This window comes from Taibaiella koreensis, assembly GCF_003545715.1.
GTDB classification, from domain to species: domain Bacteria; phylum Bacteroidota; class Bacteroidia; order Chitinophagales; family Chitinophagaceae; genus Taibaiella; species Taibaiella koreensis.
In genome coordinates this window covers 410,190-423,836 of record NZ_QVNU01000007.1, presented here as the reverse complement: position 1 = coordinate 423,836, position 13,647 = coordinate 410,190, and the positions used below count along the sequence as shown (strand labels likewise).

The window sequence follows — 13,647 nt, the reverse complement described above, 5'->3', positions numbered from 1 at the left end:
CGATGAACCGCGAACAGGACGACCGTCACTATTGGTATAAAGACGCTATCATTTACGAATTGCACATTAAGGCCTTCTTCGACAGTAACGGCGATGGCGTAGGCGATCTGCAGGGATTGATGCAGAAGCTGGACTACCTGCGCGACCTGGGTATTACGGCCATATGGCTTTTGCCTTTTTACCCATCGCCGCTGAGAGACGACGGATACGATATTGCCGATTATTATACATTCAATCCGGCCTACGGCGACGTGGACCTTTTCCGCGAATTCCTGACCGCAGCGCATCAACGTGGGCTTAAAGTGATCACCGAGCTGGTGATCAATCATACTTCAGACCAGCATCCCTGGTTCCAAAAGGCAAGGCAGGCGCCCAAAGACAGCCCTGACCGCAGCTTCTATGTATGGACCGATAACCCGGCACAATATAAAGACGCCCGTATCATCTTCCAGGATTACGAGACCAGCAACTGGACCTGGGACCCGGTAGCGGAGCAGTATTACTGGCATCGTTTCTTCCACCACCAACCGGATCTTAACTTTGACAACCCCGAAGTCCAGGCCGAAGTTTTCCGTATACTGGACTTCTGGTGTGGGCTGGGCGTGGATGGGTTCCGGCTGGACGCCGTGCCCTACCTGTTTGAAAGAGAAGCAACCAATTGCGAAAATCTGCCCGAAACCCATGCCTTCCTGAAGCGCCTGCGCCGGCATGTGGACACTCATTATCCCAACACGTTACTGCTCGCAGAAGCCAATATGTGGCCTGAGGACTCCGCGGCTTATTTCGGTGAAGGCGACGAGTGCCATATGAATTATCACTTCCCGGTGATGCCCCGCATGTTCATGGCCCTGCAAATGGAAGACCGCTACCCTATCACGGATATCTTCGACCAGACGCCGGCCATACCGGACAACTGTCAGTGGGCAATATTCCTGCGTAATCACGATGAGCTGACACTGGAAATGGTGACGGATGAGGAGCGTGACTACATGTACAAAGTATATGCTACCGATCCGAAAGCCCGTATCAACCTGGGCATACGCCAGCGCCTGGCGCCACTGATGCAGAACAACCGCCGCAAGATAGAGCTTATCAATTCGCTGCTGCTATCACTACCCGGCACGCCCGTGATCTATTACGGCGACGAGATCGGCATGGGCGACAACTTCTACCTTGGCGACCGCGATGGCGTACGTACACCCATGCAATGGTCGCCAAACCGTAACGGCGGCTTTTCCGAAGCCAATCCGCAAAAACTTTACCTGCCCCTGATCCTGAGCCCCGAGTACCACTACGAGATCGTCAATGTCGAGTTGCAATCGGCCAATCCCTCCTCCCTGCTTTGGTATATGAAGCGGATGATCGATCTCCGCAAGAAGTTTAAGGCCTTTGGCCGTGGCGACTTCCGGTTCCTGATGGTCGACAATCCCAAAATACTGGCTTTTATTCGTAGCTATGAAGAGGAGACCTTGCTGGTAGTGGTCAATCTTTCCCGCTATGCACAACCCGCAGAGCTGGACCTGCACGCGTTTGAAGGCTTTCAGCCGATAGAACTTCAAAGCAGGAATAAATTCCCGGTGATCAAGGATACACGCTATTTTCTGTCCCTGGGAGGTCATAGCTTCCAATGGTTTGCCCTGCAGAATCTATCCGCTGCCGTGATCACCGAAAAAGACCTGCCCGAGTACAGTCTGGAACATTTTGATGCGCTCACAGAAGGCCTGTCAGGAGAGTTGCTTCTCAACACGATCCTTCCCGAGTGGCTGAAACGGGTGCGCTGGTTCGGCGGGAAGGGAAGAGAGATCCATCACATCGAGCTCGAAGACCAGCAAAACCTGGTAGTTGAGGGTACACAGACAGTAGCATGGCTATTGCTCAAAGTCCACTATTACTACGGCTTCCCGGAGATCTATCAGCTACCCCTGGTGTTTATTCCTAAAGGAAGTGCAGAAGATATGACGAGGGATTATCCGCAAAGCATTATCGTCAACCTTAGCCTGGGAGCAGAAGAAGGCTATCTATGCGACGCCCTGTATGATACGCGGCTGCATCGCTACCTGATGCAGCGGCTGGCAGCAGGCGAAGGCTATTTGAAGGGAATGAAAGTATCTTGTAACAGCACTGAGGCGCTTCGCGAAATAGCGGCTGCGACAGGCCGGCAGCTTAAGTCCAGACTATTGCATGCCGAACAAAGCAATACTTCTGTCATCTTCGAAGATAAATTTTACCTGAAGCTCTACCGTAAGGTGGATTATGACATTAACCCCGACCAGGAAATGATCCGGATGCTGACCGGGCCATTGCAATTTGAATATGCACCGGCCTTTATGGGTACTGTCGACTGGATATCGGGGAAGGGAAATATTACCCTGGCTATGGTGCAGCAGCTGGTCGAAAATCACGGGGATGCCTGGTTGTATATGCAAGAGAAACTTACTGCTTATAACGACCTCATTCTTTCCCAGCCTGCCGATCAGCTTCCCGGTACGGACTTATGCGGTACCATTACGGCTCCCTGCCGCTTCGAAGAGCTTCCCGACCAGATACGGGAACTTATCGATCCTTCCCTGGCGGCACAGGCCCGCCTGATCGGTATCCGCACTGCTGAAATGCATTTGAAACTGATGTCGGCAACGGGGTATCCTGCCTTCCGCCCGGAGCCATATTCCCTGCACTACCAGCGCTCTATCTATTCCAGCCTCATTACACAGGTACGGGAAGCTTTCGATAACCTGGAAAGAAACCTGCCCAACCTCGATGTTTCCATCCGGGAGGTAGCGCAAACTGTGATCGCATCCCGCAGCACTATCATGTCGGCCATGAAGGCTATCTATCGCCGCAAGCTCGACCTGATGAAAATAAGGATCCACGGCGATTACCACCTGGGGCAGATCTTATTTACCGGAAAGGACCTGGTCATACTCGATTTCGAAGGAGAACCTGCCCGCAGTTACAGCGAACGGCGGCTCAAGTTCTCTTCCCTGAGAGATGTGGCGGGCATGATCCGGTCGTTTCACTATGCCGCTTACGGCAGTCTTTTCCTGGAAGGCGAAACACGTAATGAGGACGTGCAGAAGCTGACCCCTTATTCAGAGCTGTGGAGCCATTACATGTCAAGCTTTTTTATGCAAGCTTATCTTGAAATGGCCAGGGGAACAGGCTTAATACCGGATGCAGAAGAAGATATCCGTATACTACTTGATGTCTTCCTGTTGTCTAAGGCTTTCTATGAGCTGAATTATGAATTGAACAACCGCCCCGGCTGGGTAATGATCCCCTTAAAAGGTATTATGAGTATTCTTCAAAACGAAACGGCAGCACATGAGCTCACAGATAGTAAAGCGTCCCAATAAGAAGACAGATGTGGAGCCGGCACCTCCCAGCCTGCTTTCGGAATTCGATATCAGCCTTTTCCGCGAAGGGCGCCATTATATGCTGTATAAGCATCTCGGAGCGCAACCCTTCGCCCACAACGGCCGGCAGGGTATTTTGTTTTCTGTATGGGCGCCGGGCGCCAATTATGTATCGGTGATCGGCGACTTCAACCACTGGGACAAGAGCAGCCATAAGCTACAGCCCCGATGGGATAGCAGCGGTATCTGGGAACTATATGTCCCCAACGTACCTGCAGGCGCGCTTTATAAATTCCATATCGGTAATGCTTCGGGATCCAATGCCGACAAAGCGGATCCTTTCAGCTTTGAAATGGAAATGCCACCCCATACTGCATCCCGTATCAGCGCTCCCTCCTGCTTTACCTGGAATGACGAAGCCTGGATGGCACAGCGAGATCAGGAACCCATTACCGGGATACCGCTCAGTATTTATGAGATGCATATCGGTTCCTGGCGCAGGATAACCGAAGAAGGCGACCGATGGATGAGCTATCGCGAGGTTGCCGAATGGCTACCTTCTTATTGCGGGACTATGGGGTTTACACACGTAGAGTTCCTGCCCGTTATGGAACATCCTTTTTTCGGCAGTTGGGGTTACCAGCTAACCGGTTATTTTGCGCCTTCCGCACGATTTGGAACACCCGATGATTTCCGCTACCTGGTCAATGCCTTGCACGAAAGTCATATCGGCGTTATCCTGGATTGGGTACCCTCGCATTTCCCGGGCGACGCTCATGGGCTGTTTCATTTCGACGGCACCCATTTATACGAGCATGCCGACCCCAGGGAAGGTTATCACCCCGACTGGCAGAGCTATATTTTCAACTACGGCCGCAACGAGGTAAGATCCTTCCTGATCTCTAATGCTATTTACTGGCTCGCCGAATTTCATATTGACGGCCTGCGCGTGGATGCGGTTGCTTCTATGCTCTACCGTGATTATTCCCGCAAAGAGGGTGAGTGGATACCTAATCATCTGGGCGGCAGGGAAAACCTGGAGGCGATCTACTTCCTGCAGCAGCTCAATGATGCCGTGCATACCTTACAGCCAGGAACATTTACCATAGCCGAAGAATCGACGGCCTTTCCCGGCGTAACGCAGCCCATCGCCGAAGGCGGCCTGGGCTTCGACTTTAAGTGGATGATGGGCTGGATGCACGATACGCTGGCGTATTTCCATAAAGATCCCGTTTACCGTTCTTTTCATCAGCACCAGCTTACGTTCAGCATGCACTATGCTTATTCCGAGCGTTTCGTCCTTCCCCTATCGCACGATGAAGTGGTACATGGCAAAGGAGCCCTGATCGCCAAAATGCCGGGCGACGAATGGCAACGTACAGCCAACCTGCGGCTGCTCTACGGTTACATGTTCGGGCACCCCGGCGCCAAGCTGCTGTTCATGGGCGACGAATGGGGCCAGGACCACGAATGGCGGCACGATCACAGTCTCAGCTGGCATCAGCTGGATCATCCTTTTCATAAAGGAATATCGGAACTGGTACGCGATCTTAATCACCTGTACACAAGCGAACCGGCGCTGTACCAGAATAATTACAGTCCTGAAGGCTTTGAGTGGATCGATTTCAACGATACACAAAACAGCGTCTTCTGCTGGATGCGAAAAGGGAAAACAGAGGATGATTACCTGCTGTTCATCGCCAATGCCACGCCGCGTGTACTACGGCAATATGAACTGGGCGTACCCGGCGAAAGGCCCCTAAAGGAACGGCTGAATACAGATAACGCAAAGTATGGCGGCAGCGATGTGCGCCATGCAGACTTATTGTACCCGGTCAAACAGCCGATGCACGGCAGGTCTTGCTCCGTATCGCTAACATTGCCGCCACTGGCACTGCTGGTGCTGCAACCAGAAGGCAGCAATGTGCCGATACAAGAGGAACAATTTGAATCGTAACATTACATCAGGGAACAAGCGTTTAACGATTATAGCGTCTTACCCATTCCCGTAAATGCCGGGCGATCGTTTCGTCCGGTAATTGCTTCAGCCGCCAGTTCCAGTTACCGTCCGTAGTTGCCGGTACATTGATACGACTGTCCGAATCAAGTCCCAATATATCCTGAAGCGGCAAAATAAGAATACGGGCTACGGATGCGTAAGCCATGCGGCACATTGCCTCTGCGACATTATTTTCTGTAATATCAAAACCGGAATAGGCCGACAAAGCGGCCTTCGCATCGGCATCCAGCTGCCGGTACCAACCCAGCGTCGTATCGTTATCATGAGTGCCGGTATAGACCACCGATTGCCTGTCGAAATTGTGCGGCAGATCACGCAGTGTACTGTCATCGCCACTGAAACCAAACTGCAACACACGCATGCCGGGTAGCTGGTAATGATCTTTGAAATCGAATACCTCCTGGTGGAGATCGCCGAGATCTTCAGCAACAAAAGGCATTGTAGGGAAAGCTTGCTGCAGCAGCGCAAACAGGTGATCCCGGGGTCCGGCACGCCATTGACCATCCACAGCCGTAACGGCATTGCCCGGCAGCTCCCAGTAATCATAAAAGGCACGGAAATGATCCAGCCGTACCAGGTCGTACATGGCAATATTGGCTGCAAGCCGTTGTAGCCACCAGGAATAACCCTCTTTACGCAGGGCATCCCAATTGTAAGTAGGCATCCCCCACAGTTGGCCGGTTTCGCTGAAATAGTCGGGGGGTACGCCGGCCTGCGCCTGCTTGTGGCCTCCGGCATCTACCATAAAGCAACGGCGATGTACCCAGGTATCCACCGAATCATGATTCATATAAAAAGGCAGGTCACCCATCAACGCCACACCGTATTGCACGGCGACATGCTTCAACTGACGCCACTGCCGGAAGAAAAGGAATTGCAGCCACTGCTCATAGTCTATGGCTTCCCTATCCTCTTCTTTGATCGCGTCCAGGGCCGGCCGATGCCTGTCCCGTAGGGGCTCCGGCCATTCGTACCAGGGTGCGTCTTTATATTTTTGTTTGAGCACCACAAACAATGCATAATCTTCCAGCCAAAATACCTGCTCCTTGAGAAAGCATGCGAAATCTCTTTTCAGTATAAGGAAATCATCCAGAAGAAAGGTTTTCCAGGCCTGCCACAACAAAGCGGCTTTCCATTCCCATATTTCCTTATAAGACACTTTTGTACTTTGGGACCAGGCCGTGTTTTTACTATCATTTCCGCATAGCAATCCATCTGCAACCAACAACGCCATATCGATATACAAAGGCTCGCCCGCAAAAGCCGAGCTGGCGGCATAAGGCGACCATCCGCTTGCTTCCGATATAGGATTGAGTGGTAATAGCTGCCAGATCCGCTGCCCCGACCGGGAAAGGAACCGGACCCATTCCTGCGCGCTCTGGCCCAGGCTACCAATACCCTGCTCCGAAGGAACTGAGAAAAGCGGTAACAGCGCACCTGCGTTACGGCCACGATCAGGGATCACGCCGGTAAAGACCGCCACCGGAAACACGGCCAGCTGCGCCCGCCAATCGATCTGATCGGCAGACATGACCATTCCGGTAAAGAGGGCTTCCCATTGTACTGGCGCACCCGGAGGCGGCTCAGGCGCTTTGCTCTCAATACCCGGTGTTGGTGCTAACGGTAAGACCACCCATACCCACCGTTTTTCGTAACGACGTAAAAAGGAAAGATAGGGCCCGTGGCTCGTCAGCGGTTCGTACAACCCGAGATTAAACACCTCGGGCCAGGTATGCCGCAGCTGCAGCAGACGATGCAGGGCAAACAGCTTCTTCGCTGCCTGCGTTTCCTCCTTTAACCATGATAAGTCTGCAACATTATTTTCCACTATACGTCGCAGCAGCTGCCACCTGTCTTCATAGTCGACAGGGCGCCGGTTGTCCGGATCCACAAAGCTCAGGTCGGGATATTCCGTACCCTGGTAGATATCCGGTATGCCAGGACAGGTGCATTGCAACACCAGCTGAGAAAGAGACTGCCGTTTTATCTCATCACATTGTTGCTTTAGCCTATTCCTTATAGCCTGTCCCACAACTGTAGTACCATCTGCCAGTACAAGACCATAGCGGATCAACTCGCTTTCATAGGCTTCATCGGGGTTCTCCCAGGAGGAATGGCTTTTGGCTTCCCTTGCAGCCTTTTGCAGATACTCCGATAACCTTTCTGCGTAGTCTTCCTCACCGGTTTTTTCCAAAGGCAGGCTACCATATACGGCCAGAAGCACCATATACTGATCTTTGGCACTTAGCGAACCTGCGCTGTCTTTGGCACTTAGCGAACCTGCGCTGTCTTTGGCCCCTTGCAGCCAACGATTGACATCATTTTTCCAGGCTTCGGGATCATGGCTGGTTGCCCGCAACCGGGCTCTTGTTTCTTCTCCTCTTTTGGTATCGTGCGTCGCCGTAGCATTCAGTGCGAACGGTGTTTCCTGCTGTCGCCGCTGCATACGTTCATGAAAGACAGCGACGCTGATACCAAAGCTTTCCGGACTGTCTCCTACCTCATTATGCGCAGGGAACCGCAAGTAGTTGTACATAAACGTGTCTTCGACACCTTTGGCCATAAGCGGCCCGCTCAACTGCATAAAGCGACGCCAGAAATGCAGCAGGCGTTCCCGGTAAGTCACATCGCTTAAGGCATCGGGCATAAAGCAGCTTTCGAAAAAGGAAAGCGCTTCGCCGCCGACCGATCCCATGTGGCCGGCCAACGACAACAAGCGCTCAAACTGCTCCTGCTCTGTTTTGCTGAACGGCAGCTTATTCGGATAAAAACGATAAACGGGACAGCAAACCAATAAGACCGTGAACAGTTCTTTTAAAGATCCCTCGCCGATACCTGCAGGCAGCTGCATTTCAGGCAGGGCTACCCATAACCGCAGCAGGTTACTGAGCTCTCCCTGCATATGCACGTCCAGTATTTTCCGCTTATAACGGTAAACCTGCTGCTGCACCGGTCCTTCACCGGGCGCCAGGGTCTCATAGAGATGGGTAAATGTTTTTTCCGCCGCACAGCTCGTCAACACCTGGTTGACCGATGCCAGGAAATCGTATCCGGTAGTTCCCTGTACCGGCCACACAGCGGGAAGCCGCTCCTCTGCCGCCAGTATCTTTTCCACAACAACATATGCGCCGGGACCTGCATGTTGCCGCAACTGGTCCAGGTAAGCATCAGGGTCGTATAAACCGTCTATATGGTCAATGCGGATCCCCTGGATCACTTCTTCATCTATCAGCTGGAGCAACAGCCGGTGGTAATGGTCAAACACATCGGGATGCTGCATATTCATCCCGATAAGGCTATTGATGGTAAAAAAACGGCGGTAATTGATCCGCTCATCTGTTTCCTGCCAATAGCATAGCCGGTAAAATTGCTGTTCACATAAGCGCTGTAGCAATACCTTATTTTCACTGATGAGGGCAAGCCCCTGTGTGAAGCGCTTGCTAACAGCTGTATCTGCCAGCGACCAATCCAGGTGATTCAGCAAAAGCTCCCAGGTATCCTGGAAAGCCTCGCTTTCTGTAACCTCCGACAGCTGGTCCAGTTGCTGCCGCACCTGCCCAAAAGGAAGATCATCGAAATACTCGTGATAGAGGATATCATAGCAGGCGGTATAATTGAGCGGATAGCAATTATCGAAATAGCGCAGCCGGAGACGACCCTTTTCATAAACCACTTCCAGCTCGCCCGCATCCAGCACTTCGGGGAAAGGGCGGCCCAAGAAGGGCGCCATCAGCGGCTCATCGGGATTCTTATCAAAATAGTGATCGTAAAAGGACATCTTTCCTTTTTCCAGAAAATCGCAAAGCCAGGGATTGAGCGGCGAAAAGGCCATATGATTGGGTACAAAATCCTGGACCCATCCCATTCCCCGTTGTTTCAGCGCCGATGCGATCTCACGCAATTCGGCCAGGGTGCCGATCTCAGGATTGATCGCATTGGGATCGATACCGTCGTAGCCATGCGTCGATCCCGGCACTGCGGCAAATATGGGCGACGCATATACGGTACTGATGCCGAGCTGGTGCAGGTAAGGAATCACCGTACGCAGACGGGCAAAGGTGAACTGCTTACTGAACTGTATCCGGTATGTTGCTTCAGGAAGGTACATGGTAGTTGGCGAGAATAATGGCAGATCGGGGTTGAAGGGTCAGCAGCGTGTCGTGATCGTATCGCGGATAGCTATCGGCATCGCCCATCCAGGTCTTATCGGAAGAACACAGGAGCACTTGTAAGGGAAATAGCTCGGGCCGTAACCGCACTTCATGTGGCTGTGTAGAGAAGTTGAACAGGCAATATACATGCTGCTCTTTGTAAGACCGCTCCAGGATAAGCGTTCCTTTGTCTGTATCGCAAAGCACCTCAACGGCGGACCGCTCATAGTGCTTCAGGGCCGGATGGGCTTGCCGCAACCCGATCAGCCGGGCATAGTACCGGAACAAAGTATCTTGTGCCTTGCCTGTCCTTTCGGACCAGTCCAGCCGCGAACGAAGGGACGTGCCTTCTTCGTTGGCGGGAAAGGGTATGCCTTCGTGCTGAAAGGCAGCGAACTCTGCTTTTCGACCTTCTTCCACTGCCCGGATCAGGTCCTTATCCCCGTGATCGGTGAAATACAGGAAAGGCGTGGTTGCGCCCCACTCTTCGCCCATAAACAATAAAGGAACGAAGGGTGCTGTCAGCACAACGGCAGCCAGCAGCTTCTGCATTTCGTAGTCCACCAAAGCGGACAGGCGCTCGCCCAGCATCCGGTTGCCCACCTGGTCATGATTTTGGGCAAACACGACAAAATGATCGCCGCTAATGCCCCAGGTCGGCGTGCCGAAATTCCGGTGCCGGTGCCCGGAATACTGGCCGGTAAAGACATAGGCATTTTTCATCGACACCGCAAGATCTTCCAGGCCATTAAAGTCGGCGTAGTATCCTTCCCGTGCCTGGCCGGCAGCGACCCTTAAGGCATGATGAAACTCATCGCTCCATTGCGCCCTGAGCCCGTATCCTTGCTCTGCCAGTGGCCGCACAAATCGGCTGTCGTTGAGATCCGTTTCCGCGATCAGGTATTTCCGGGTACCAGAAAGGCTTTCAAGCAGCATCACCGCATCATTTATGGCTTTGACAATGTGTACCGGGCTAAAATCCCGTATCGCATGCACTGCGTCCAGCCGCAGCGCGTCAATGTGAAAGTCGCGAAGCCACATCAAGGCATTCTCAATAAAAAAGCGACGCACCGGGTCGCACCAGGCGTCGTCAAAATTCACCGCTTCACCCCAGGGCGTCTTATACCGGTCTGTAAAGTAAGGTCCATAAGCCCTGAGGTAATTGCCTTCGGGACCCAGGTGGTTGTACACCACGTCCAGGATAACGGCAAAGCCTTTGCTATGGCAATGATCCACCAGCTCCTGCAGCGCCCGCGCACCGCCATAGCTTTCCTGTACAGCAAATGGATAAACGCCGTCGTAGCCCCAGTTACGCCTCCCTGGAAACTGCGCCACGGGCATTAGCTCGATGGCATTGATGCCCAGGCTTTTCAGGTGATCGAGCTTTCCGGTGATGCCGTTGAAATTACCTTCTTCGCTGAAGGTGCCGGTATGCAACTCATAAATGATATAATCACCAAAGTCCGGGTTGTGCCAGTGTTCATCGGTCCATGGAAATTGAAGCAGGTCCAACGCCTGCGAAGGCCCATGCACACCATCGGGCTGTGACAGCGATACTGGGTCGGGCAAAGGTTTTGCGCCATCAATAGCGACGCGGTACAGGTCATCGTCGCGTATACGGTCTGTCCTTAAGTGCCAATAGCCGAGCGCTCCTTTTTCCAACGGTAACTGCTCGCCGGTACTCTCATTGTGCAATACCACACTTTCCCTGGCGTTAGGCGCCCAAAGCAACACTTCGGCAACGCCCTCCCGGAAATGGACGCCAAGCATTCTTCTTTTAATTTCTGGCTGGTTCATTTATTGGGTCTTTTGCTGTAAGACAATAACTGAGCGGGCTGCCGCCGTCAGCTCCTGGCCATAACGGTACACCTGCTGGTCGTCTTCTTCCAATGCTGTATCGACGATCTTTAACCACTGCTCGCCGTAAATTGCCTCAGGCAACCGGTATACCAGGTCTTCATAGTGGGCATTGAAAATGATATAGAAATGACTGTCTATAATGGGCGCACATTCGTACGTATGGGCATTGATCCCCTGCCCGTTCAGGAACACAGCCAGCGACTTTGCATAATCGTGGTTCCAGTTCTCTTCGGTCATCTCTTTTCCTTCCGGCAGGAACCAGGCAATATCGGCCACCGCGCCGCCTTTCACCTTTGCTCCTTTGAACCAACGTGTACGGCAAAAGATCGGATGCTCCTTCCTGATCCATATCAGCTTTTGCGTAAAGGCCAGCAGGGCTTCATCTTTATTGGGCCAGTCCATCCATGATATTTCATTGTCCTGGCAATAGGCGTTGTTGTTACCTTTTTGCGTGCGGCCGATCTCGTCGCCCGCCAGCAACATCGGAACGCCTTGCGATAAAAAAAGCGTCGTCATGAAATTACGTACCTGCCGGCGCCGGAGCTTCAGAACAGCTTCATCTTCTGTATCACCTTCTTCTCCGCAATTCCAACTCCGGTTATGGCTTTCACCATCATGGTTCTCCTCACCATTCGCCTCGTTATGCTTTTCGTTATAAGAGACCAGGTCGTGCATGGTGAAACCATCGTGGGCCGTAACGAAATTGATGCTCGCCGTGGGATAACGATCGTCTTTATAGAGGTCGGCCGAACCGGTAAAGCGGCCGGCAAATTCAGCCAGCATGCTGTCGGCGCCACGCCAGTAGTCCCGTATACAATCCCGGAACATTCCGTTCCATTCGGCCCAGCCCGGCGGGAACTTGCCTACCTGGTAGCCGCCCTCGCCTACATCCCAGGGCTCGGCGATCAGCTTGACCTGTGAAATAACAGGGTCCTGGTGAATGATATCGAAGAACGATCCCAGGCGATCCACCTCGTGCAACTCACGGGCCAGCGTCGACGCCAGGTCGAAGCGGAAGCCGTCCACATGCATATCCAGTATCCAATAGCGCAGGCTGTCCATGATCATGCGCAGCACATTGGGCTGGACAGTGTTGAGGGTATTGCCGGTGCCGGTATAGTCCATGTAATAACGCTTGTCATCCTGCAAACGATAATAGGACGCGTTGTCGATTCCCCGGAACGACAAGGTAGGTCCGAGCTCGCTCCCCTCGCCCGTATGGTTATAGACCACATCCAGGATCACTTCGATCCCGGCCTTGTGCAGGTCCTTTACCATTTGCTTGAATTCGTTGATCTGTCCGCCGCATTCGGGTGACGAAGAATAGCGGATATCGGGCGCATAATAATTGATGGTGTTATAGCCCCAGTAATTGATCAGGCCTTTGTCCTGCAGGTAGCGATCGGTAACAAAATGATGCACCGGCATCAGCTCAATAGCCGTAATGCCTAGCTCCTGCAGGTACTTAATAGAAGCGGGATGAGCGATGGCCGCATAAGTACCCCTTATCGCTTCCGGTATTTCCGGGTTGAGCCAGGTATATCCTTTCACATGGGCCTCGTAGATAATCGTATTCTGATATGGGATATTTAATGGCTTATCCTCTTCCCAATCAAAATCGTTGGCTACTACAATCGCTTTCGGCATATAAGGAGCGCTATCCGTCGTGCTCATCTTCATGTCCTTTTCCTTGCTTCCTACTTCGTAGCCAAATAAAGCATCGTGCCATTCCAGTACGCCCGATATAGCCTTGCCATTGGGATCGATCAGCAGTTTATGGGGATTAAACCGCAACCCTTCTTCGGGCTGGTAAGGCCCATGCACCCGGAACCCGTATAGCTGGCAGGGTTTTATTCCAGGTACATATACATGCCATACACTATAGGTACGATCCGTCATGCGCAGACAGGCCGATGGCACCGTATCGTTCTTGCTATCAAAAAGGCAGACTTCCACTGCTGTAGCATTGTCGGAGAACAATGAGAAATTAACGCCTTTGCCATCCCAGGTGGCACCCAGGGGAAAAGGAAACCCTGTATACGTTTTCAATTCCATAGGGAAGATCAACAACACAATATCGTTATTGTTGGGCGGCCACATCATTCATCTCCTTAGTATAACGATTCCTTATCAACTCCCTTTTTATAAGGTGCCATCGTTACAGACAAATGCCTTTCGCTCATAAAACATTACCGTCAGACGTATCGTTTAAACTGCTTTGAAAAGCATTTTAACCACTCCTGGCCGGCCTATCAAAACCGAT

5 protein-coding genes are annotated in these 13,647 nt (G+C 52.3%); 2 read left to right on the top strand and 3 right to left on the bottom strand.

Annotation, left to right across the window (positions count from 1 at the left end; translation table 11 throughout):
• Positions 1-2 precede the first annotated feature (2 nt).
• Together treS and glgB are read left to right on the top strand one after the other, a co-directional pair.
• Entirely contained in the window at positions 3-3,353 is a 3,351-nt protein-coding gene (gene treS, locus DZK30_RS22000; protein ID WP_118976338.1) for a maltose alpha-D-glucosyltransferase, read from the top strand.
• A complete protein-coding gene (glgB, locus tag DZK30_RS21995; RefSeq protein ID WP_118976337.1) occupies positions 3,322-5,310 on the top strand; it encodes a 1,4-alpha-glucan branching protein GlgB in 1,989 nt (662 codons plus the stop codon). Before treS ends, glgB begins: the two co-directional genes overlap by 32 nt.
• Before the next feature lie 22 nt (positions 5,311-5,332).
• On the opposite strand, the gene treY is transcribed toward glgB, so the two are convergent.
• From treY to glgX, 3 genes are read right to left on the bottom strand one after another with little or no spacing between them, the layout of a single operon-like run.
• Positions 5,333-9,481, bottom strand: a complete 4,149-nt coding sequence (gene treY / locus DZK30_RS21990) for a malto-oligosyltrehalose synthase (RefSeq protein ID WP_118976336.1) — start codon at positions 9,479-9,481, stop codon at positions 5,333-5,335.
• Positions 9,468-11,321: a malto-oligosyltrehalose trehalohydrolase gene (treZ, locus tag DZK30_RS21985; protein ID WP_118976335.1), complete on the bottom strand. Its 1,854-nt coding sequence runs from the start codon at positions 11,319-11,321 to the stop codon at positions 9,468-9,470. The genes treY and treZ overlap by 14 nt, the downstream gene beginning before the upstream one ends.
• Positions 11,322-13,487 carry a glycogen debranching protein GlgX gene (gene glgX / locus DZK30_RS21980; RefSeq protein WP_240432971.1) on the bottom strand — a complete coding sequence of 722 codons (2,166 nt, stop codon included), beginning with the start codon at positions 13,485-13,487 and terminating at the stop codon, positions 11,322-11,324.
• Between the last annotated feature and the right edge of the window lie 160 nt (positions 13,488-13,647).

What these genes read in the sequence shown, in the direction of transcription:
- glgX (WP_240432971.1), bottom strand. Translation starts at nt 13,487, where the DNA reads ATGATGTGGCCGCCCAACAATAACGATATTGTGTTGTTGATCTTCCCT.
- treY (WP_118976336.1), bottom strand. Translation starts at nt 9,481, where the DNA reads ATGTACCTTCCTGAAGCAACATACCGGATACAGTTCAGTAAGCAGTTC.
- treS (WP_118976338.1), top strand. Translation starts at nt 3, where the DNA reads ATGAACCGCGAACAGGACGACCGTCACTATTGGTATAAAGACGCTATC.
- glgB (WP_118976337.1), top strand. Translation starts at nt 3,322, where the DNA reads ATGAGCTCACAGATAGTAAAGCGTCCCAATAAGAAGACAGATGTGGAG.
- treZ (WP_118976335.1), bottom strand. Translation starts at nt 11,321, where the DNA reads ATGAACCAGCCAGAAATTAAAAGAAGAATGCTTGGCGTCCATTTCCGG.